The 19,770-nt window shown below is 48.6% G+C and carries 26 protein-coding genes; 3 read left to right on the top strand and 23 right to left on the bottom strand.

All coding sequences use genetic code 11. The features are described from left to right. Positions 1-108: 108 nt before the first annotated feature. The 21 genes from C7R92_RS17805 to C7R92_RS17905 form a co-directional block, all read right to left on the bottom strand. Positions 109-1,011: a polyprenyl synthetase family protein gene (locus tag C7R92_RS17805; protein ID WP_069844627.1), complete on the bottom strand. Its 903-nt coding sequence runs from the start codon at positions 1,009-1,011 to the stop codon at positions 109-111. Continuing rightward, positions 1,011-1,262 (bottom strand): exodeoxyribonuclease VII small subunit, encoded by a 252-nt coding sequence (xseB, locus tag C7R92_RS17810; protein WP_017248011.1) that lies wholly within the window; start codon positions 1,260-1,262, stop codon positions 1,011-1,013. Before xseB ends, C7R92_RS17805 begins: the two co-directional genes overlap by 1 nt. After that, positions 1,231-2,613: an exodeoxyribonuclease VII large subunit gene (gene xseA / locus C7R92_RS17815; protein ID WP_106835179.1), complete on the bottom strand. Its 1,383-nt coding sequence runs from the start codon at positions 2,611-2,613 to the stop codon at positions 1,231-1,233. The genes xseB and xseA overlap by 32 nt, the downstream gene beginning before the upstream one ends. A 113-nt stretch (positions 2,614-2,726) precedes the next feature. Next, the gene (gene folD, locus C7R92_RS17820; protein WP_106835180.1) at positions 2,727-3,581 is read right to left on the bottom strand and encodes a bifunctional methylenetetrahydrofolate dehydrogenase/methenyltetrahydrofolate cyclohydrolase FolD; all 855 of its coding nucleotides are present in this window, start codon (positions 3,579-3,581) and stop codon (positions 2,727-2,729) included. Between the two features lie 88 nt (positions 3,582-3,669). Then, on the bottom strand, positions 3,670-4,632 hold the full coding sequence (locus C7R92_RS17825) for a tRNA (adenosine(37)-N6)-threonylcarbamoyltransferase complex transferase subunit TsaD (protein WP_069844623.1): 963 nt from the start codon (positions 4,630-4,632) through the stop codon (positions 3,670-3,672). Positions 4,633-4,650: 18 nt separating this feature from the next. Then, positions 4,651-5,055, bottom strand: coding sequence for a transcription antitermination factor NusB (gene nusB / locus C7R92_RS17830; protein ID WP_069844622.1), 405 nt, complete (start codon positions 5,053-5,055; stop codon positions 4,651-4,653). A 47-nt stretch (positions 5,056-5,102) separates the two neighbouring features. After that, positions 5,103-5,315 carry a DUF2273 domain-containing protein gene (locus tag C7R92_RS17835; RefSeq protein WP_017248006.1) on the bottom strand — a complete coding sequence of 71 codons (213 nt, stop codon included), beginning with the start codon at positions 5,313-5,315 and terminating at the stop codon, positions 5,103-5,105. A gap of 12 nt (positions 5,316-5,327) precedes the next feature. Continuing rightward, positions 5,328-5,885 carry an alkaline shock response membrane anchor protein AmaP gene (amaP, locus tag C7R92_RS17840; RefSeq protein WP_026043028.1) on the bottom strand — a complete coding sequence of 186 codons (558 nt, stop codon included), beginning with the start codon at positions 5,883-5,885 and terminating at the stop codon, positions 5,328-5,330. A gap of 152 nt (positions 5,886-6,037) precedes the next feature. Beyond that, a complete protein-coding gene (locus tag C7R92_RS17845) occupies positions 6,038-6,454 on the bottom strand; it encodes an Asp23/Gls24 family envelope stress response protein (protein WP_017248004.1) in 417 nt (138 codons plus the stop codon). A 70-nt stretch (positions 6,455-6,524) separates the two neighbouring features. Next, on the bottom strand, positions 6,525-7,880 hold the full coding sequence (gene accC / locus C7R92_RS17850; RefSeq protein WP_069844621.1) for an acetyl-CoA carboxylase biotin carboxylase subunit: 1,356 nt from the start codon (positions 7,878-7,880) through the stop codon (positions 6,525-6,527). A 16-nt stretch (positions 7,881-7,896) separates the two neighbouring features. Continuing rightward, positions 7,897-8,397 carry an acetyl-CoA carboxylase biotin carboxyl carrier protein gene (gene accB / locus C7R92_RS17855; RefSeq protein ID WP_106835181.1) on the bottom strand — a complete coding sequence of 167 codons (501 nt, stop codon included), beginning with the start codon at positions 8,395-8,397 and terminating at the stop codon, positions 7,897-7,899. Between the two features lie 207 nt (positions 8,398-8,604). Beyond that, a complete protein-coding gene (locus tag C7R92_RS17860; RefSeq protein ID WP_106835182.1) occupies positions 8,605-9,279 on the bottom strand; it encodes a SpoIIIAH-like family protein in 675 nt (224 codons plus the stop codon). A gap of 13 nt (positions 9,280-9,292) precedes the next feature. Then, positions 9,293-9,988 (bottom strand): stage III sporulation protein AG, encoded by a 696-nt coding sequence (gene spoIIIAG / locus C7R92_RS17865; protein ID WP_106835183.1) that lies wholly within the window; start codon positions 9,986-9,988, stop codon positions 9,293-9,295. A gap of 31 nt (positions 9,989-10,019) precedes the next feature. Next, a complete protein-coding gene (gene spoIIIAF, locus C7R92_RS17870; protein WP_069844619.1) occupies positions 10,020-10,697 on the bottom strand; it encodes a stage III sporulation protein AF in 678 nt (225 codons plus the stop codon). Between the two features lie 8 nt (positions 10,698-10,705). Further along, entirely contained in the window at positions 10,706-11,902 is a 1,197-nt protein-coding gene (gene spoIIIAE, locus C7R92_RS17875; RefSeq protein ID WP_069844618.1) for a stage III sporulation protein AE, read from the bottom strand. Positions 11,903-11,918: 16 nt separating this feature from the next. Beyond that, on the bottom strand, positions 11,919-12,308 hold the full coding sequence (gene spoIIIAD / locus C7R92_RS17880) for a stage III sporulation protein AD (protein ID WP_017247996.1): 390 nt from the start codon (positions 12,306-12,308) through the stop codon (positions 11,919-11,921). 13 nt (positions 12,309-12,321) lie between these two features. Further along, the gene (gene spoIIIAC / locus C7R92_RS17885; RefSeq protein WP_007725726.1) at positions 12,322-12,525 is read right to left on the bottom strand and encodes a stage III sporulation protein AC; all 204 of its coding nucleotides are present in this window, start codon (positions 12,523-12,525) and stop codon (positions 12,322-12,324) included. 16 nt (positions 12,526-12,541) lie between these two features. After that, complete coding sequence (spoIIIAB, locus tag C7R92_RS17890; RefSeq protein WP_106835184.1) at positions 12,542-13,060, bottom strand: stage III sporulation protein SpoIIIAB; 519 nt, start codon at positions 13,058-13,060, stop codon at positions 12,542-12,544. After that, complete coding sequence (gene spoIIIAA, locus C7R92_RS17895; protein ID WP_069844616.1) at positions 13,048-14,010, bottom strand: stage III sporulation protein AA; 963 nt, start codon at positions 14,008-14,010, stop codon at positions 13,048-13,050. Before spoIIIAA ends, spoIIIAB begins: the two co-directional genes overlap by 13 nt. Positions 14,011-14,156: 146 nt before the next feature. Further along, positions 14,157-14,630 (bottom strand): CD1247 N-terminal domain-containing protein, encoded by a 474-nt coding sequence (locus C7R92_RS17900; protein WP_106835185.1) that lies wholly within the window; start codon positions 14,628-14,630, stop codon positions 14,157-14,159. A 79-nt stretch (positions 14,631-14,709) separates the two neighbouring features. Continuing rightward, on the bottom strand, positions 14,710-14,973 hold the full coding sequence (locus tag C7R92_RS17905) for a YqhV family protein (protein WP_017247992.1): 264 nt from the start codon (positions 14,971-14,973) through the stop codon (positions 14,710-14,712). A 149-nt stretch (positions 14,974-15,122) separates the two neighbouring features. Here C7R92_RS17905 and comA point away from each other — a divergent pair, with 149 nt between their 5' ends. From comA to C7R92_RS17920, 3 genes are read left to right on the top strand one after another with little or no spacing between them, the layout of a single operon-like run. Further along, positions 15,123-15,944: a phosphosulfolactate synthase gene (gene comA / locus C7R92_RS17910; RefSeq protein ID WP_069844614.1), complete on the top strand. Its 822-nt coding sequence runs from the start codon at positions 15,123-15,125 to the stop codon at positions 15,942-15,944. Continuing rightward, a complete protein-coding gene (locus tag C7R92_RS17915; protein ID WP_069844613.1) occupies positions 15,935-16,651 on the top strand; it encodes a 2-phosphosulfolactate phosphatase in 717 nt (238 codons plus the stop codon). Before comA ends, C7R92_RS17915 begins: the two co-directional genes overlap by 10 nt. Before the next feature lie 36 nt (positions 16,652-16,687). After that, on the top strand, positions 16,688-17,149 hold the full coding sequence (locus C7R92_RS17920) for a DUF441 domain-containing protein (RefSeq protein ID WP_106835188.1): 462 nt from the start codon (positions 16,688-16,690) through the stop codon (positions 17,147-17,149). Positions 17,150-17,201: 52 nt separating this feature from the next. Here C7R92_RS17920 and C7R92_RS17925 read toward each other — a convergent pair whose 3' ends face one another. Next, positions 17,202-18,896, bottom strand: a complete 1,695-nt coding sequence (locus C7R92_RS17925) for a DUF4179 domain-containing protein (protein ID WP_106835186.1) — start codon at positions 18,894-18,896, stop codon at positions 17,202-17,204. Beyond that, on the bottom strand, positions 18,877-19,446 hold the full coding sequence (locus tag C7R92_RS17930; protein ID WP_106835187.1) for an RNA polymerase sigma factor: 570 nt from the start codon (positions 19,444-19,446) through the stop codon (positions 18,877-18,879). Before C7R92_RS17930 ends, C7R92_RS17925 begins: the two co-directional genes overlap by 20 nt. Between the last annotated feature and the right edge of the window lie 324 nt (positions 19,447-19,770).

A 19,770-nucleotide genomic window follows, 5' to 3' on the forward strand; every position in this document is an offset into this window, starting at 1 on the left:
ACGGTTGGTACAGCCAACCCCCGTTCGGGACTTACACCCTAGAGTTATCGCCCATGCTGGGCGCACTGAAAAAAGCTGGCATTTCCCATATGGGTTGCCAGCTTTCACTTATTTATTACGATCACGCACGTAGTCGGCCAAAGGGCTGAGTGCAGAGTTCTCGATTCCCGCATCTGCAAGCGCTGCTTTTGCCTCCGCAATCAATTCGGTAAGACGCGCCTTCGATTCGGCTAGACCAAGAAGCGATGGATACGTCGCCTTTTCCCGATCCGCATCGCTGCCAACTGCTTTCCCCAGCTCTTGGGCATCTCCTTCCACATTCAAGATGTCATCCTGAATTTGAAAAGCAAGACCAATGCAAACACCATAGCGTGTCAATGCTTCCATTTGTCCTTCGGATGCTTCTGCGAGGTAGCCTCCCCCGCGCAAGGCTGCGATCAAGAGATCACCCGTTTTGTGACGATGGATGAATTCGAGCTGATCGAGGTTAAGGCGCTTACTCTCCCCTTCGATATCCGCCATTTGTCCACCCACCATGCCAGTTGCTCCTGCACGTTTTCCCAGCTCCGCAATCAGTTTCACGGTAGTAGCCGCTGAAACATCAGCGCGATCCATGTAAGCTTCTGCAATGTATGCGAACGCTCTCGTCAGCAAGGCATCTCCTGCCAGGATGGCTGTTGCTTCACCGAATACTTTGTGATTGGTTGGTTTTCCGCGACGCAGATCATCGTCGTCCATCGCAGGGAGGTCATCGTGAATCAAGGAGTACGTATGTATCATTTCCAAGGCAGCCGCAAATGCCACACCCCGTTCAATCGGCTTGTCCAGTGCTTCGAGGACTGCCAACACCAGCATGGGGCGCAGCCTCTTTCCGCCTGCCATGAGCGAATACTTCATGGATTCGTACAAGTTTTCCGGAACTCCTTGCTGCTCAAGGGCTGGCAGGAGTCTTTGTTCTATATAAGCGGTCTTTTCCACCAAATAACTCTCGAATGTATGCACGCCGATCATTATTCTCCTTCCACGCGAAAAGCCTTCTGCTTTACCTGCCCGTCTTCTTCTACCAACTGGGTAATCTTCGCTTCGATTGCATCCAGCTTTTGACCACAAATTCTGGAAAGAGTTACTCCTTCCTGATATAACGTAATCGCTTCTTCGAGGGGAATATCTCCTTCCTCGAGTCGATTGACGACTTCTTCCAGACGCTTCATCGCTTCTTCAAACTGCATATCAGTCTCTTGTTCTGTTTTCTTGCGAGCCACTCTTCTTCTCCTCCTCCCGATTCACTTTTTCCACACGCGCAGTCGCACTGCCATCACTTAATCGTACCATGATCTCATCGCCCGGGGCAAACTGTTCCACTGATTTTACGAGTCTGTCATTGGTGTATACAAGTGAGAATCCACGCTGCATGACCTTCAGCGGACTCAGTGCTTCCAAAGTAGCTACACGAGCTGCGAATGCCATTCTTTTTTGGTTGAGACGACCCAGCATCCGTTCGTCCAGGGTGGCCCGGAGTTTAGACAGATTTTTTCTTTTATCCCCGATTTGATCGGCGAGGCGATAGCGTTTGATCTGTTCGTCTAATCGCGTATAGCGTTCGCGTCTTCTTTCCAGCAAACGCTTCATCGATTGACGCATCCGCAAATGCGCCCGATCCAATCGTTCAGAAGCTTCCTCCAGCCTCCGCTCCGGTTGGCGCATCGCATATGAATTGCTCAAACGTGTCAACCGGTTTCTCTGCTCTGTCATGGTACCACGCACTGCTCGATGCATCCGTATTTCGAGCTGCCGCATTCTCTCGACCCATTCCAAATAATGTGGTACAGCCAATTCAGCTGCCGCTGTCGGCGTAGCTGCACGGACATCTGCTACGAAATCGGCGATCGTCACATCCGTCTCGTGTCCAACAGCGGAGATGACAGGGATGAGTGATGCAGCAATTGCCCTCGCTACGTTTTCATCATTAAACGCCCACAGCTCCTCGATAGAACCACCGCCGCGACCTACAATGAGAACATCAATGTCAGGCTGATCGTTCATAATCCGAATAGCGGAAACAATCGATGCAGGTGCATCCGCACCTTGGACAACGGCTGGTGAAAGTACGATCTCTGCTTGTGGATACCGTCTGCGAATCGTCGTGCAAATATCTCGGATGGCTGCTCCTGTCGGAGAAGTGACGACACCGACACGTTTGGGAAAACGCGGGAGCATCCGTTTCCTCTCCGCTGCAAACAACCCTTCTTGAGCCAATTTTTCTTTTAGCTGCTCAAATGCTAAATAAAGCGAGCCGAGACCATCTGGCTGCATCTCTTTGGCGTACAGCTGATACGCGCCGTCCCGTTCGTATGCAGAAATAGACCCGCGTACAATCGCTTTTGCTCCATCTTTGGGCAAGAAACGCAGGAAGCGGTTATAACTTGCAAACATGACGACTTTGATGCGTGACTGCTTGTCCTTTAGCGTGAAATACATATGACCACTGGAGTGGTGGGTAAAATTGGAGATTTCCCCTCTCACCCATATATCTTGCAGGTGGGGTTCCTGTTCCAGTACCAGCTTAATATAACGATTGAGATCACTCACTGATAAGATATCTTGTAATGCCATGCGGCCCCTCCTTTACAAAAAACTTGGCTTTGCCGTGCATGTAACAAAGACTATGCAAAAGAATGGATAAAGCTTATGCCTTATCCATTCTATAATAAGTTGCCGATTTTCTTCTATTGTTTTGCTTGCTTTTTCGCTGCCGCAACCGTATTTTTCAGCAGCATCGTAATCGTCATAGGGCCAACACCGCCAGGAACTGGGGTTAAAAAGCTAGCCACTTCTTTGACCTCGTCAAACTTGACATCCCCAACCAGCTTACCCGTTTCGATGCGGTTCACACCAACGTCAATGACGACAGCGCCCGGTTTGACATGCTCTTTGCCGATCATATGAGCCCTACCAGTTGCAACGACGAGGATGTCTGCCTTTTGGGTGTATTCCTCGAGATTTTGTGTGCGAGAATGACACATGGTTACCGTAGCATTTTCCTGTTGCAGTAGCAATGAGACCGGTTTTCCAACGATGTTGCTGCGTCCGATCACCACTGCATGTTTGCCTGCCATTGGGGTGCCTGTGCGCTTGATCAATTCAATAATCCCGTGCGGCGTGCAAGGAAGCAGCGTGTCATTTCCCAATACCATATTTCCTACGCTAATCGGATGGAAACCGTCCACATCTTTTTCAGGAGCAATGGCTTCAATTACCGCATGCTCTGAAATATGAGCGGGAAGAGGAAGCTGAACCAAAATCCCATTAACGTTCGGATTTTCGTTCAACTGTTGAATGATAACCAACAACTCTTCCTCTGTGATGTCCGCGTCCTTCATGATGATCTCGGATGAAATACCGACTTCCTCGCAGCCCTTTGCTTTACCACGCACATAGGAGTGAGAAGCCGGGTCGTCTCCCACAATGACAACGGTCAAACCCGGTACGATCCCTTGTTTTTTCAATTCAGCTACTTCGTTCGCCAATTCGGCCCGAATACTCTGTGCTACTTCTTTTCCCTGGAGAATGGTTGCAGCCATGGAGAAAATGCCTCCTTTATCAACGTCGATACGTTAAGTGTACCGATTTCCCCCTCCGCTGTAAAGCCGAATTATAAAAAGTTTTCATTTATTTAATGTTCGTCTTTTGCTTCATCCACCCCAACATAGCGACTCCATAGGCATTATCACCGGAGTAAACGGGGTCACAGAAGTACAGCTTCGCCTTCACGGCAGGGTGTTCCAGGCGTTTGATCAGCCGCTCACGTATGTAATAATTAGCAGCTACTCCTCCAACAATCAAGATGTCCTTCGGGTAGCCTTGCTCTACTGCATGACGTAAGGACTTCTCTAGAGTATTGGCAATACATTGCTCTGTCGCCCGCGCAATCTCAGCAGGGCTCGTACTTCCCTTCTCCACTTCACGCAAAAGCGAAGCCTCTGGACCAGAAAAACTAAAGGAAAGCCCGTCAACCGCCGAAGAAATCCGAAACGCTCCTGTTGAGTCCTTAGCTAATTGCTCCAATGCAGGACCCGCAGGAAAGGACAGACCCAGTGCCACACCAATCCGATCAACCAGCTGCCCAGCGTGCAGATCGATCGTCCCACCGATTTTCTCAATGGCATAACCAGCTGCATGACGCTCGCACAACAACAACTCGCTGGTGCCTCCAGACAAATGTACGGCCAAAAAGCGATCCTCTGTCGGACGCACCTCAGCGGTATATTCCCCCGCCGCGATATGTCCCTCTTGATGAGTCGTCAAGTGGAGGGGAACGCGCAAATAAGTCGCCAACGATTTCGCCAAACCCTCTCCTACCTTAAATACAGGCATATACGATCCGTCTTGCGGACGCGGCTTCTCGCTCACGCAAATCGCTGCAATCTCGTAATCCTTCCACTTCATCTCTTCACTTAATTCCGGCAGGTTCATCACATGCTGAAAGACGGCTTCGGATTGCTGCAGTCCGCGCTTGCCCTCCTTTACTTTCAGAAGGCGTTTTGCTTCTGCGACAATTCGGCCGTCTTCCTCAGCCAAGCACAGTGATGTCCGGTAATTGCTCGTGTCGATGCCCAACATTACCTTACTCATGCTTGTATCTCCTACCTATTACGCCTGCTTGGTTTCACGCGATTGCAAGAAGCTCGACAACACACCGTTAATGTATCGGTGGGACTGCTCGTCGCTAAAGAGCTTCGCGATCTCAATCGCTTCGTTCATCACGACTTTGTCAGGAGTGTCTTGCTCGAACATGATCTCGTAAAAAGCCAGACGAAGAATAGCGCGATCTACATTGGCGATGCGTTCCAATTGCCATCCACGCAAATACTTCTTGATTTCCGAATCAATCTCAGTCAAGTTTTTCAATACACCGTCAAGGAGATAACGCAAGTACTGCGCATTTTCTTCGGATTCTTCCATGACGAGGGCAACCGCATCCGTTAGCGGAACCTCTGCCATATCGATTTGGAAAAGACATTGAACTGCTTTTTCTCGTGCTGTTCTTCGTTTCATACCATTCATTCACCTACTAATTAGATTGAGCTCGGACTTTCTTTATGTCACCGAAACTTGCCTGGCAAAATCTTGTCGAGTATCTCACGCAAGTCTTCTTTATGATCGAGCTTGCGACCAATATAATAACCGGTCCCGACAAACACAACAAAAACCAGTGTATCCCAAAATCCCACGAGAAGGTAGATGATGCCGAAAAAAAGTCCGGCCAAAACCCCCATTAGCTTCCCCTTGTGTTCCCACATTAACTCCCTTACCATGGACTTCACCTTCTATTCCACCCGTTTACGAGCCGCGTAGTTTTCCTGCTGAGCTACTTCCGTCACGACAATGACCACCTCGGAAATGACAACCCCAGCAATCCCTTCGACTTGCTCCTTCACGTCAGCCTGTAGCTTCTGTGTCAGTTCAGGCAATGGCGTTTCTCCATCTACCGAAACACGCAGAGTGATAATATTGCCGCTCTCGAGTGCTTTGACTGTCGTTTTCATGTCGCGCACTCCTTTCACTCGGCGTGCTGCACGCTCTGCAATGGTCTGGATCGTCTGAATCGTAATGTTGACCTCACCCAAATCACTGCGCTGACGGATTCCCCGTTCTACTTTTGGCTTGTTAGAGCGGAAAGAACTGAAAAAGAAGCGAAGGCTGACTACGAGGAAAATAATCGCGACAATGAGATAGGTGATGTTCGTACCCGCCAGTATCTGATCCACGTACGGACGGAAAAAATCTGGATGGATCAATCCGCTGGTCGCTGCTATCGCGATGCAGGACAACACAATAAGCGCAAAGCTATAAATCGTCAAGATAAAACGGTCAAACAAGTTCACAAGCACCTCTCCTTTCAGCCATGTTTGAAAAAGGAGACAAACACGGCACGCTCCGGAACACTCCATGAATTTACGCTGAAAGCCTAAACTAAATCACGTTTTCAAATGAGGAAAATGCCCCCTGTTCGTAGGGGGCATCCATCCGCTGCTTGTTAGCGCACGCGCTGGTGTTCTTCAACCGGTACTGGTGCCGGTGCTTTTTCTTCAGCTTTCAACTCAACATCAACGATATGTACGTTTACTTCAACTACCGAAAGACCTGTCATGCTCTCAATCCCATTGCGTACACTATCTTGAATATTTCGAGCGACTTCCGGGATGCGATGTCCGTATTTGACAATGATAGACACATCAACCGCTGCTTCTTTGGAGCCAACCTCCACTCGAACGCCACGAGCTATATTTTTACGGCCTAAACGTTCAGCTATTTCTCCTACGAAACCGCCGCTCATTTGTGCTACGCCTTCTACTTCGGACGCAGCCATGCCGGCAATCACTTCCAACACTTCGGGAGCGATCTGGACCTTACCAAGTTCTGTTCTATCTAAATCTGGAGTAAACTCTTCCATGCTTCGCACCTCCCTTTAGATTTGTATTTCATTATACCAAGCACACCGTATTTTTACAAATCAGCCCTACTTACTCTTCATCCAGCTTCAAATCGTAGGTTTCCAAGAATTTCGTATCGAAATGACCGCTGACAAATACTTCATGCTCCAATACCTTCAAATGGAATGGAATCGTCGTCGTAATACCCTCTACGACGAATTCGCTCAAGGCACGCTTCATACGGTCAATCGCTTCGTTACGATCCTTGCCCCACACAATCAGCTTGGCGATCATAGAGTCGTAGTATGGCGGAATGGAATATCCCGCATACGCTGCACTGTCTACACGCACACCAAAGCCGCCTGGCGCCAAATATTCCGTGATACGACCTGGCGAAGGCATGAAGTTTTTCGCAGGATTCTCAGCATTAATGCGGCATTCAATAGCCCAGCCATCCATTTGGATATCCTCTTGTGTGAAGGACAATGGTTGCCCTGCCGCTACGGTCAGCTGCTCCTTGATCAGGTCAAAGCCAGTCACCAGCTCGGTTACAGGGTGCTCTACCTGAATACGCGTATTCATTTCCATGAAGTAGAACTTTCCGTGTTTATCCAGCAAAAACTCGACAGTGCCCGCACCATGATAGGAAACGGCTTTTGCCGCCGCAACAGCAGCTTCACCCATTTGTCGACGCAGCTCTTCACTCAATGCTGGAGATGGCGCTTCCTCGATCAGCTTTTGGTGACGACGTTGGATGGAGCAGTCGCGCTCACCCAGGAATACGGCATTGCCATGCTTGTCGGCCATGATTTGAATTTCTACATGTCGTGGACCTTCCACGAACTTCTCCAAGTAAACCCCTGGATTTCCAAAAGCCGTTTTCGCCTCGTTTTGCGCCTGACGAATCGCTTTTTCCAAATCTTCGTCGTCAACGGCTACGCGCATTCCGCGTCCGCCGCCACCCGCTGTTGCTTTGACCATGACAGGATAGCCAATCTGGTTTGCGGTGACTACAGCGTCAGCCACATCTTCGATCAGTCCTTCCGTACCTGGTACAGTAGGTACACCTGCCGTTTTCATCGTATCCTTAGCTGTGGACTTGTCCCCCATCTTCACAATTGCTTCTGGGTCTGGACCGATAAAGGTAATGTTGCAGGCGGTACAAATCTCGGCAAAGTCGGCGTTTTCTGCCAAGAAGCCATAACCAGGATGGATGGCGTCTGCCCCTACCTTGGTCGCTACACTCATGATGTTTGCTATATTCAAATAGCTTTCCTTGGATGCCTTTGGACCAATACAGTAGGCTTCGTCGGCCAGCTTCACATGAAGCGCTTCACGATCCGCTTCGGAGTAGACGGCGACCGTACGAATGCCCAGCTCGCGGCATGCCCGGATAATACGCACGGCAATTTCCCCGCGATTGGCAATCAATACTTTTTGAAACATTCCGCTCTCCCCCACCTTATTCTGGCTTCACCAAAAACAATGCTTGGCCATACTCAACCAATTGACCGTCTTCTACAAGCACTTTCACGATCTCGCCGCTTACTTCTGCTTCGATTTCGTTAAAGAGTTTCATAGCTTCCACGATGCAAACGACTTTGCTCGCAGTCACTTTGTCACCAGCTTGTACATAAGCCGGCTTGCCTGGTTCTGGTGCGCTATAGAAAGTCCCTACCATTGGAGATACAATCTTGTGGAGATTGGCGTCATCCGATGCTTGTATAGCTGCTGCTTTCGGAGCTTCTGCTACGACTGGCGCTGCCGCAACAACTGGCTGAGCCGGGATATGTGCAACTGGTGCTGCAACAGGAGCTTGAACCGCTGGTTGCGTGACGACAATCGTTTCCGTACCATTGGATTTTTTCAGAGACACCTTGGCACCTTCTGTTTCCAAGTTAAATTCTTGAATGGAAGATTGATCAATTAACTTAATAATTTCGCGGATTTCATGCATTTTCATTACGAACAAGCACTCCTTCTTTTCTTTCAATAAGGTTCGTGGAGTCCATTATGTATCCTTTTGGCAAACCATAAATCCATGGTAGCCTGTTGCCTAAACCACGTCAAGAAAGGATTTCCCCGCTTCTTTTCCAACAGAAGCGAGAAAATCCTTACCATCATGCCCGTTTCTCCTATCCCTTATAACGAGAAACTACCGCAGCTTTTATTAGGATGACTTGTATTGTACGTTTATGTTTGTCGCTGGGATATTCAAGTGCTGCTTCACGTTTGCAATGATTTCCACGACCTCGTTGGCGCTCAATTTATCTTTTTGTACAAGGACTGTCGCCTTGTCATTTTGGACAGTAACGACCGCATCCTGATAGCCACTCGCCTTGAGCATTTCTTCTGCAGTCATTGTGGCACTTTCCATGTTGGACAGTTCTTCAAACTTAGCCATCGCTTCTGCTACTGCCTGCGGAGAGGACTCCGTGCTGTTTACGATTGCGAGCTGTTCGTCTTTTTGTTGCTGCAGCATGGCTTCGCGTTTCATTTTGTAGCCTTGGAAGATTTCACTCGCCGTTTCCGCTACTGGGACCACCGTGTTCGTAGCCGCTGGTTTCGCTTCTGGCGCAGCAGGAGTTTTGGCTTCCTGCGTGCCATTTTTTTCGTCTACCGGAGTTGCCTTTGGAGCTTGATCGACAGGAGTTGCTTGTGGGGCGTGACCTACTTGCTTCGATTCAACAACCACGCCAGAAATTTGCTCTTGTTTCTGGACGGCTTGCTCTTTTCCTGATGTTGGGACCTGTTCTTGCGGCCCCTTCACCAAGTAATATCCGGAGAGCACAACCATGACAGCAAGCATTGTCAACAACCATACCGTTTGCTTTCGCAGAATCATTCGCCATTACCTCCTACCCTTTTTTGGGCAAAATGGATATTTTATAAGCGGGTACATCCAAAACCTTTTGAACGGCTTCAGTGATCCACGCTTTAACCTGGATGTTATCGGCCCCTTTAGCCACTACCAGGACCCCGCGGACTTTCGGCTTCAACGTCTTCACAATGACGGGGGCATCTTGCTTGCCGCCTTGCACGATGACGACCTGCTCATCTCGTGACTGGTCATTTTGATTGCGGGTTGCCTTTTCTTTGTCCATTTCCTGATTGGTTGAGGAACGAATGTTGCGATTTTTTTCCACAACCAGCTCTGGTGTTGATTCCAGATTGACCATGACCTCTACTTCGCCGACACCGACAACAGAAGCGAGGATATCGCGAAGCTGTGTCTCGTAAATGTTTTCATATTCTGCAATGACGTCGCTAGTCGCTGATCCCCCCAGCACCTGGGAAGTTGAATCACCTCCAGGAGGACCTGACGCCTCACTCCCTATATCTCCAAATCCGAGTGGCTGATCTTTTTCCACTCTGAGGAAATCCGTCAAAATCATGATGGCTACACCTACTCCCAATATGACGATGAAATAATGCAGCGGCTTTAGTTTTTGGTTTTTGCCCTTGCTCCCCACCACGATTTTCTTTTCTTCCTGCATCGTTTCGCCTTGTCGCTTCATGAACAGACTTTTCAGCTTTTCCCACAATTGGTTCATTGTTCTCACCTCGCTTCACTGACAGTATCCGCTACTGCTTCTCTCTTTCTCTCGATTCGTCTTTGATGACGACCTGACTCTTCGAAAGCCCCCACTCTTTGGCGACATCGTTTGTGATTTGCGCGTAAAGTGGGTTGTCATGGTGAGCTGTTGCTGCAATATCTGATTTGGGATCAGGTTGTATTTCAATGGGCTCGCCAATCGTAATCTCAACAGGCTGGACAGGTTTAATCGGTTCAATCGTGCTCTGCCCTTTTTGCTCTTCCTTGTTCGCGTCACCGACTACCAACTCGATTCGCTCAAGGGTTGGCTGTTCCGGATTTTGCTGATTGACGGTAATCGTGACATCTTCGACTGTTACGCCGTACTGCTCTTTGACACTGGCTTTTACCGAGGACGCTACCTGTGACTGTACGTAAGCGGTCATCTGTTGGTTTTGTTGACCGAGCAGCTTGTCAGTGATGCGTTTCCACTCTGCCGAAGCAGGCTTGTTCAGCTCTTGTTGGTAGCGATCCAGACGAAAGGCCAAATCTTCCTGTGAGAGGCTGAACAGACTAAACACGGGAGAAATGATCGTCAGCAAGAGAATCAAGCCCATCACCATTTTTACGTAGCGTTGCAGTGTCGTATTGGGCAGGATCAGATCGAGGAAGGCAGCCAAAAGGACGAGCAGGATAATTTTTTTCAACCACAGTGTTAACCACGTCATTTCATCACCTACCGAACCATCATGGAGATGTTGCCCGCTGCAATAATGATCGTAATCGCCAGAAAGAACATCAAGCCGACTGTCGCCAAAGCAGCAAAGACGAACAAAAGACTTTTCCCAATCGTACCTAACGCACTGATGATTGGGCTGTTTCCAAGCGGTTGGAGTACGGCAGATGACAGATTGTAGATCAGAGCCAGTACCAGTATCTTCAAAGCCGGAAACGCGCATAGCATGATCAGAATTAAAACTCCTGCCAAGCCGACGGCATTTTTGACAAGTAGCGAGGCATTGAGTACAGTATCTGCCGCATCGGAGAACACACGACCTACGATCGGGATGAAATTGCCCGTGATGTATTTCGCTGTTCGGAGAGTGACCCCGTCCGCAACAGCTGAAGTCGCTCCCTGTATGGAAATGATGGCGAGAAAAATCGTCAGAAATGAGCCAAGGACACCCATTGCAATATTGCGAAGTAAGGTCGCTAACTGTGTGACTTTGTACCTCTCTGAAAACAGGCTGACGATAGAGAGCATCGCAGAGAGAAACAGAAGCGGAAACACGACATAAGAGATCATCATGCCACTGGTGTTGATCATGAAGATAATCAGCGGGTGAAACATAGTGGCGGATGCCAGATTGCCTACCGAAGCAAGCAGCGCGATGACGAGTGGGATCATGGCTAGCATGAAATCAGACATGTTCGCGATTGCATCTTTGGCATAGGTAATGGCGACATGAAAGCTGTTGATCGCGAGTACCATCAAGACGAGATAAGTAATCGAGTACGCCACTGTCGATACCGCATTGCGTTCAAAGGCGTTCTGCATCGTTTCGAGAATCATCGCGAATACCGTAATGATAATGATGGAGCTGAGCAGCTTGCCATTCATCAAAATCTCATGAAAGATGAATTTGCCCATTCCTTGCAGGACTCCTGAAATACTGAGGTCACCTTGCTGCATGAGGATTTGGATAAAGCCTTCCGATTTCAAGTCGGGCAAGTACCCTTTATAGTCGCGCTGCAACTGATGCCAATACTGTTCGACTCTGTCTAGTTGCAAGTGATCGACCTGTTGTTGCACGATTTGATTGATCGGACCGGCTACAGGTGTCACAGCGGGTGTCACAGCAGCAGACACGGCAACTGGAAACAAGGCAAGAAGCAGGAACAAAAACAGGATCAGCTTGCAAGTGTGTGCCATGGACATCCCACCTCCCTTATGCCGGCAACAAATCGATCACTGTTTCGATAATGATTTGGATGATCGGTACAGCCATAACCAGTATGAGGACTTTTCCAGCGAGCTCGATTTTCGAAGCTATCGCACCTTGTCCAGCATCTCGGGTCATCTGTGCCCCGAATTCAGCAATGTAGGCAATTCCAATGATTTTTAGAATCGTTTCCAGAAACACAAGGTTCAAATCTGCTTGAACTGCCAATTTTTCCAAAACTCGAATGACATCTGCTATTTTTCCGACGAGAAAGTAAAAGATGATGACTCCGCTCGCGATCGCCAGCAAAAAGGCGAACATCGGCTTCTGTTCCTTAATGACTAGCGCGAGAATGGTAGCCACCAGTCCTAGTCCCACAATTTGTACAATCTCCATCTGGAGCCCCTCCTCAGTTGAACAGGAAGACGCGTTTTACCTCGGAGAATAGATCACCGATGTAATGGGACACCATGTACAGGACAATGATGAATCCGACTAGAGTTGCCCAATGCGCAATATCTTCCTTGCCCGCCTGCTTCAGGACTGTATGCAGGATGGCTGTTATGAACCCTACTGCTCCTATCTGGAAAACAGGTGTCAAATCAAAATCCACTGTGAACACCTCGCCTTTAGAACATCAGGATGACGACCAAGAGTCCACCTAAAAAGCCCAAACTCTTGTACATTTTTTCGTACTTTTCCTGTTCTGCACGAGCCTCCTCTTCCAGCCCTCGCAGGTGGGTGACAGCTAGGCGCAAATGCTTTTGCTGGTCTTCCCGATCGGATGATCCAAGTACCTGACCTAGACTCTCCAGCACCTCTCGCTCTTGTTTGCGCAAGGCGGTTTGGGCCCAGAGTCTATTCATAGCTTGTTGCAAGGCTTCCTCAGCCGAATGCGCCTTTTCTGTCTGCAAGAATTCAGCTGCCAGTAGAAATACTTTCCCTACCTCTTCGGAGACGCGATGACCGACCTTCACAAAAGCCCGCTGTAATGGAGTCATCCCGAACACGATTTCCGTTTCGAGCATTTGCAGAGCAACGAGCAGTGCCCGAAGCTGAACGGGACGATTCGCGTAATACTTGCCGATCTGCCAACCAACCATCGACGCTGAAAACAGGATGAGTACGGCTCCCATCAGCTTGACCATGAAACTTTCTCCCTTTCAACCAGGTTCATGCTTTGATCGTAGATGGCCTGGATAGTTCCAACACCTTTTGCACGGCTGAGTACGATATAGCGGGAAAAGGCACCATATCGAATCAGCTTGCCCAGCATGGGGCGTTCGGCTACTTCCTTGACGCTCGCTCCATGTGCCGAGCAAATGACGGCTACCCCTGCATGAATCGCTTCCCAGACTGCGTCGCCATCCTCCGCTCTTCCCACCTCGTCCACAATCAGAACATCAGGAGACATGGAGCGAATCATCATCATCATCCCTGCAGCTTTTGGGCAAGCATCCAGCACATCCGTTCGTGGACCGACGTCTCGTTGAGGAACCCCTTGCAAGCATCCCGCCAACTCAGAACGCTCGTCCACAATTCCTACCTTACGACTTGAAGACCACTCGCTCCCGTAGCTGATGGTTCGCGCCATATCACGCAACAAGGTTGTCTTCCCGCACTGGGGTGGGGAGATGAGCAGCGTGTTCAGCAATTTGCCATCCTCAAACAAATACGGCATGACCTTCTTGGCCGCGCCTTTTTTCTCGCGGGCAATCCGGATGTTGAAGCTGGTCACATCTCTGATTCCCTTCACTTCACCTTTGTCCAGCACCACTTTCCCCGCAATGCCAATGCGATGGCCGCCAACTACCGTGATGTAACCCCTTTTCAACTCTTCTTCCAAGGCATAGAGAGAATGCTGGCTGACCTGGTTTAAGAGCTTTGCAGCCTCTTCTGCTGAAAACAGCCAACCTTGCGCGGGTATCGAGGTGATTTGCCCCGACGGTGTCACATAGCTAGATTGTTGGCCAAACCGGACTTCTAGCGGTTGGTTTTGCCGAAGCCGAATCTCTTCCAAATTCTCTCTTACCGCGATAGGAAGGGCCGTCAAAATCGTGCGTAAAGTTGCTGGCAGAATCGCCAAAATTTCATTCATCCGGTACCCTCCTTTTACAGCATTCTGCCTTTGTACACGTTGTCTTACCTCCATCCTATGCTGAGGTGGACGAGATTTATGCAAAAAAAATAGCTTGCTCTCGTGCTAGAACGCGAGTAGCAAGCTTTTCCTATAAAGCTCATGGATTATCTGTTTTTCTTGTTATCCACCGGCTCTATTACATAGTGTCGGTAGCCTTCCTCATCTTTGCCTTCGTGCAGATAGATTTCTTTTTGGCAGCTAGGGCATGCGAACTCGTAGGTCGTATCGAGATGGGGATCTACTTGTACTTCATACAGATGTGCGTCTTCATCATCATCCAAATCGTACAAAGTCGCGTACTTGTCGTCATCGTCCTCACAATCGACAACGGTTTCGTACAAGTCATCATCATCTTCAAAAAGGTAGAGCTCAATGTCCTCTAAGTCTTCATCCAAGGCCTCCACATAATCCTCTGCCTCTTCCACTCGCGAGTGAAGCTCTCGTATTTGACCCTGTACCTCCCCTAGAATCTCAATCATCTCTACCATAATTTTTCCTTCGGGGCTCTTCTCCCCCACTTCCAACCCATCTGCCAACCCTTGCAAGTATGCGATTCGATTCGCCAATGATTCTGGCATCCACATTCCCTCCCATCCAATCTCTCCCACATATCGTTCCCCATCGTGATAGCATTTACCAATGGAAGGAAATGGATAACTACTTGCGGACACCAATCAAGATGCAGGAGACCCCCACCAGAATCCAGGCAATTTTGGCAAAGCTAACCCGATCCGACATGCCTAATAAACCGATCGTTGTAGTGGTGATCAAGATGATTGGCCCGACAATCGCAAGACCTGAATTAATGAGCAGAGCTTTTTCGACCTGGTTCACTTTTAAAATGAGCAAAGCTGCAATGATCTCGATACTACCTGAGAAGACCCTAAGCGCCGCCATACCCATAATTGCTTTTTCCAACATACCGTCTCGTCCTCCCCTCCTTTCACTCTATGCCTGTACCACATCATTTCAGCACTTTTTGCATTTCCTCTATAGGCTTTTGCCCTCACTCCTCCCCTCCGCTGGGCATACACTGAACCATACGCCTAGAAGAAATGAGGAACTTGCCGATGGTAGAGTGTGATCAATCGTTTTTGCCTGAAAGCTGGGCAAACCCGTCCGGGCAAATACGAGAGAAGCCCCGTGCGAAGGGCTTAACCATGGTCATTGACAAAGGCCTTGGGCTTACCGCTTATTCCGACTTGTTAGCGCTGGCTGCTCCCTATATCGATCTATACAAACTCGGTTTTGGCACCATCGCTCTGTATCCGCTCGAAATACTCAACCAAAAATTGACCCTCGCAAAACAAAATGGCGTACACATCATGCCAGGAGGAACTTTTTTTGAAATTGCTATCCGTCATAATACGATTGCAGATTATATGAAGCTGATTCGCACTCTCGGTTTTACTGCGGTAGAAATATCCGATGGAACGTTCCCTTTATCCTTCTCACAGCGTCAAGAAGCCATCAATTACGCATTAGACAATGATCTGGTGGTCTATACTGAGGTCGGGAAAAAAGCGGCCGATTATCGCGCTTGTCGAGAGGAATTGCTGGAGACACTTAGCTTCGACCTGCACAACGGTGCCAGTCACGTTATTGTCGAAGCGAGAGAGAGTGGTACTGTCGGCGTATGCGACGGGGACGGCAATATTGACGATTCCTTCGTTCGAGATATTGTCTCGGCGGCCAAAGAAAAAGCCTCCCGCCTGATCTGGGAAGCCCCACAAAAAGATCAACAGGTCTGCTTCATTAAGGCCGTTGGCAGCGACGTAAATCTCGGAAATATTGCCTATACGGATGTATTCTCTGTGGAGACGCTACGGCGAGGATTGCGCGGCGATACAGCCCTACTCATGGAGAGAGGGGGGGTTTATCCGTGCGAATAGAAGTGGTGCCGACCGTGGAAGAAATTCGTTTTGAACAGATCAGCAATCATGTTGTCATTGTCATCGATGTGCTTCGAGCCTCCAGTACGATTGTCACCGCATTAGGCAATGGATTTCGTAGCGTCATCCCGGTCGAAACCATTGGGCAAGCGAACTCGCTGCGCGCCAACGACTGTATTTTGGCTGGTGAACGCCACTGCAAGAAAATCCCGGAATTTGACTGCAACAACTCACCAACCGAAATCGCTTCTCTGGGGAAAACGGGGAGCCAGCTGATTCTCACCACGACGAACGGGACTCGCGCGATCCAAAAAGCAGAACGTGCCTCTGTACTCTTGATCGGCTGCTTCTTGAATGCCACTGCATGCGTGCAGCACGCTCTTTCGTATCATCTCGATATTACGCTGTACTGTGCAGGTACCCGGTCTGAATTCGCTTTGGAAGACGGTCTGGCTGCCGGCTTGATGATTGTCCAGGCACAACAATCGTTACCGAGCATCCAAATTTGTGATCTGGGTGAAGTTCTAAAAGCGAGCTATCTTTACTACGCAGGAAAACTGAGCGAGCTGTTACCCCACACAACAACAGGAAAAAGGCTCGTCCAGCATCATCTCGCAAGCGATATACGGTACTGTGCTCAAGTAGATCAGTATCAAATCGTTCCCTATATCAAGGAGAAACGCATACTCCCACACCTTGTCTCATAATGTGAAAGGAGAACAGGGACAGGGGTTATGATGCCAATGATGTCTGGAGAAGTGATGCTCGTCATCCTGATCGTTATCGGTCTTATTGGGCGCTCACCAATTATTGCGACTGCCGCGAGTATATTGTTGGTGTTGAAGCTAACGGCGCTGGAGCGTTTTTTCCCAACGGTAGAACGTCGCGGATTGGAGCTCGGCCTGCTCTTTTTGACCATTTCCGTACTGGTTCCATTCGCCAGCGAAAAAATATCGTGGAAGGACGTCACCCCACTATTCACGACGGTAGTCGGACTGACAGCACTAGCTGGTGGAGCCATTGCCACCTGGATGAATGGAAGAGGACTCGATTTGCTGCGCTCTGAGCCACATATGATTGTCGGTCTGGTGATTGGCTCGATTATTGGCATTGTGTTCTTTCGAGGCATTCCCGTCGGGCCTTTAATGGCCGCTGGTATTACTGCGTTTGTATTGAAGCTGTGGGAATGGTTTGGAAGCAGATAAAAAACATAATCCCCCTCTTTTACATGCAGGAGGGGGATTTGTCTATGTTGTTTTAGCGTTTGGTGTTATTGGACGTCTCAAATGGAACTTCCCAGTTGAGGTCTTGGTATTGGCGTTGTTGAATAGCGTGAGACAGCTTTACTTCTTTCGGCTGTTTTTCAAGGTCGCGGATGAAGAATGTTCCTGTAACATGCACTCTTCCATCCTTGCCTCTTGTATATGTTGTTCCGTTAAGAGATACATTGTATGTTTGTTTGGACTCATCCAGTGCCGACCATTCAGTCGTGTAGACGATCCCTTCTGGCAGTATAGCCGAGAACGGAATCAGTGCACCTTTTCCAAAATAGGTCTCATTCCCGATTTTTTCTTCGTCCTCCGTTGTTTTTAAGGTAAAGCCCGTTAAGGTATAGGTACTATCATTGTTCGTCACGCTCACCTTATCCTTTAACAAGCTATCCACCGGGATGGTTGCCTGAAATTTCGATGGCTCATACAGATACAGAGAGTGCATTTTCAATTTGTACGCTTGATCCTTTGCCAGGGGAGTTATCCCATTCCATTTCGTAACTCCTTTGCCGTCATCATGCACTTTTCCACGGTACGAGTGCTTGACGTTGTTCTTTCGAATTTGGTTAAGTTCTTCATGCAGGGCATCGTCCCATCCTGCTACTACATTCCCTTTTTCATCGAATATTTGAAACGCGACTCCCATGTCGATGAAATACCTCTCCATCCGCTCCCCCTCTGTGAATGTTCCTTGTTTTGGCTCTTTTACAATCCAGCCGTTTTGCTCTTTCCATTTTTGGATTTGTTCTTCTCTTTCTTTTGTCCAGTCTATTTCCAACTCCATCATACTTGTGCTCGGTAACGTCATAATGTTTTGCAACATGATCTCGATTCCATGCGGAGTCATATATTTTCGTCCGATCTCTGTATAGTTTGCCACTTCCCTCGCCTTCTTCATATCAACTGGAAACTCTACCTTCCAGCTACCTTCTTTCCCTCCCAACATGGTTGCTTCGACACCGACGATCAACTCATCTGGCAATGATTTGCTATCTTTCAGGAATCGGAAAATATCATGACTGACGACAAGATACTCTCCTTCTTCCCCGTAGGAATAGCCCCCTCCCCCAGGATTCAGGTCTTCACCTGACTTCGTTTTATAAGTAAGGGACAATGCGTTTTTTTCCATATCAAACGGGATACGCTTGCCGTTTTGATCCACGATATTTGCAATGATCGCCATCCGCGCCGGATCTGCAACCACTTCTTTTACAAGCAGTGTAATTCCTTGTTCCGTCACCTTTTTATTGATTTGCTGGACATACCCTTTCTCCGCTGCCTGCTTCATTCCTTGGTCGATGCCTTGTATGGATTGGATGACACTGTTTACATAGCTCGCAAAAGTCGGTGACACCATGGACCCAAACGTAATGATTGCCGTGACACTCGCTACGGCTAACGCAGTTTTCTTCACAATGTTTACGCTCCTTTTTTTCCAATCTGGTTTTGGCTTTGTTAATTTCACTTGCTCTAACGCCGTCATCACCTGGGCAGTAAAATTTGAGGGCAACGCGCTTGGAACATGCATGCTCGAAAACTCCTCGCTGTTATCCTCTTCCTCCATCATCTGCCGCTGGCAGAGCAGGCACTCTTCGACATGTCGTTCCAACAGTCTAGCTTCACCTGCAGATAGCTCACCAGTCAAATACTTGCGCAACTCTTCAGTTTTGGAGCAATTCATAGATAGAAGCACCTCCTGACATTTCTTGCGCGATACTAGCCCGGAGCCTTTTCTTGGCGTGATGGATACGCATTTGTACAGTTGTGACCGGAACATGCAAAAGCTCGCTAATCTCTTTGTAGCTCATCTGTTCCAAGTATTTCAGCAAAAACACGACACGGTAATCTTCACCTAACGCCATGATTTGCTGCTGCAAGCTATCTTGCTTTTCTTTTTCCAAATAAGCTTTTTCAGGTGTATCGGATTCAATCAGCCTTATCTCTTCCAAAGGTGTTTTGGTGTAGTGCTTGTTCTTGCGCCACGCGTCTATACACAAGTTGGACGCAATCCGATACAGCCAGGCCAAAAAAGCATCTGTCGGCTTATACTTATCCAGTTGACAGTACGCTTTGATGAAAGCCTCTTGTGTCAGGTCTTGGGCATCTTGCTGCTGCCCCGTCATTCGATAAAGATAGCTGTATAATCGATCTTTGTACTTGTCGACCAGGTACGCGTAGGCATCGCGATTTCCTGTTTGTACCTGTTGAATAAGCAACCAATCATCCTGCAAAGGAAGTCCTCCCGTTTTAAAAAAGTTCGCTGCGCAGCGTTCATTTTGGCAGGTTCATATGGATTAACGGATCATTTTGGATTTTCTTTCCACAAATGAATATATTTTTAAAAAAAGTTTGAGTCTAACATAGGGGAGGAGAAGAAAAAGCACAGTTCTCTTCGACTCTGACACGCCAGCAGGGGGGAATCACTGGCCGTCTACACTTAAAAAAGGGACCGTCGAGCCAAAGCCACCCTACGGGCGGAAGTTTCTCGAGGAAGAAGTGTTCGACAAGCGTGGTCCCCTTTTTGAAGTTCCGACTGGGTAGGCGTTGTCAAGGTC

The organism is Brevibacillus porteri (assembly GCF_003013475.1).
Lineage (GTDB): Bacteria > Bacillota > Bacilli > Brevibacillales > Brevibacillaceae > Brevibacillus > Brevibacillus porteri.

What these genes read in the sequence shown, in the direction of transcription:
- C7R92_RS17905 (WP_017247992.1), bottom strand. Translation starts at nt 14,973, where the DNA reads ATGTTGGAAAAAGCAATTATGGGTATGGCGGCGCTTAGGGTCTTCTCA.
- C7R92_RS17835 (WP_017248006.1), bottom strand. Translation starts at nt 5,315, where the DNA reads ATGGTAAGGGAGTTAATGTGGGAACACAAGGGGAAGCTAATGGGGGTT.
- C7R92_RS17860 (WP_106835182.1), bottom strand. Translation starts at nt 9,279, where the DNA reads ATGATTCTGCGAAAGCAAACGGTATGGTTGTTGACAATGCTTGCTGTC.
- spoIIIAB (WP_106835184.1), bottom strand. Translation starts at nt 13,060, where the DNA reads ATGGTCAAGCTGATGGGAGCCGTACTCATCCTGTTTTCAGCGTCGATG.
- spoIIIAD (WP_017247996.1), bottom strand. Translation starts at nt 12,308, where the DNA reads ATGGAGATTGTACAAATTGTGGGACTAGGACTGGTGGCTACCATTCTC.
- C7R92_RS17920 (WP_106835188.1), top strand. Translation starts at nt 16,688, where the DNA reads ATGATGTCTGGAGAAGTGATGCTCGTCATCCTGATCGTTATCGGTCTT.
- spoIIIAE (WP_069844618.1), bottom strand. Translation starts at nt 11,902, where the DNA reads ATGGCACACACTTGCAAGCTGATCCTGTTTTTGTTCCTGCTTCTTGCC.
- C7R92_RS17925 (WP_106835186.1), bottom strand. Translation starts at nt 18,896, where the DNA reads ATGAATTGCTCCAAAACTGAAGAGTTGCGCAAGTATTTGACTGGTGAG.
- comA (WP_069844614.1), top strand. Translation starts at nt 15,123, where the DNA reads ATGGTAGAGTGTGATCAATCGTTTTTGCCTGAAAGCTGGGCAAACCCG.
- C7R92_RS17845 (WP_017248004.1), bottom strand. Translation starts at nt 6,454, where the DNA reads ATGGAAGAGTTTACTCCAGATTTAGATAGAACAGAACTTGGTAAGGTC.
- folD (WP_106835180.1), bottom strand. Translation starts at nt 3,581, where the DNA reads ATGGCTGCAACCATTCTCCAGGGAAAAGAAGTAGCACAGAGTATTCGG.
- xseA (WP_106835179.1), bottom strand. Translation starts at nt 2,613, where the DNA reads ATGGCATTACAAGATATCTTATCAGTGAGTGATCTCAATCGTTATATT.
- spoIIIAA (WP_069844616.1), bottom strand. Translation starts at nt 14,010, where the DNA reads ATGAATGAAATTTTGGCGATTCTGCCAGCAACTTTACGCACGATTTTG.
- spoIIIAF (WP_069844619.1), bottom strand. Translation starts at nt 10,697, where the DNA reads ATGACGTGGTTAACACTGTGGTTGAAAAAAATTATCCTGCTCGTCCTT.
- nusB (WP_069844622.1), bottom strand. Translation starts at nt 5,055, where the DNA reads ATGAAACGAAGAACAGCACGAGAAAAAGCAGTTCAATGTCTTTTCCAA.
- spoIIIAG (WP_106835183.1), bottom strand. Translation starts at nt 9,988, where the DNA reads ATGAACCAATTGTGGGAAAAGCTGAAAAGTCTGTTCATGAAGCGACAA.
- accB (WP_106835181.1), bottom strand. Translation starts at nt 8,397, where the DNA reads ATGAAAATGCATGAAATCCGCGAAATTATTAAGTTAATTGATCAATCT.
- C7R92_RS17900 (WP_106835185.1), bottom strand. Translation starts at nt 14,630, where the DNA reads ATGCCAGAATCATTGGCGAATCGAATCGCATACTTGCAAGGGTTGGCA.
- C7R92_RS17825 (WP_069844623.1), bottom strand. Translation starts at nt 4,632, where the DNA reads ATGAGTAAGGTAATGTTGGGCATCGACACGAGCAATTACCGGACATCA.
- C7R92_RS17805 (WP_069844627.1), bottom strand. Translation starts at nt 1,011, where the DNA reads ATGATCGGCGTGCATACATTCGAGAGTTATTTGGTGGAAAAGACCGCT.
- accC (WP_069844621.1), bottom strand. Translation starts at nt 7,880, where the DNA reads ATGTTTCAAAAAGTATTGATTGCCAATCGCGGGGAAATTGCCGTGCGT.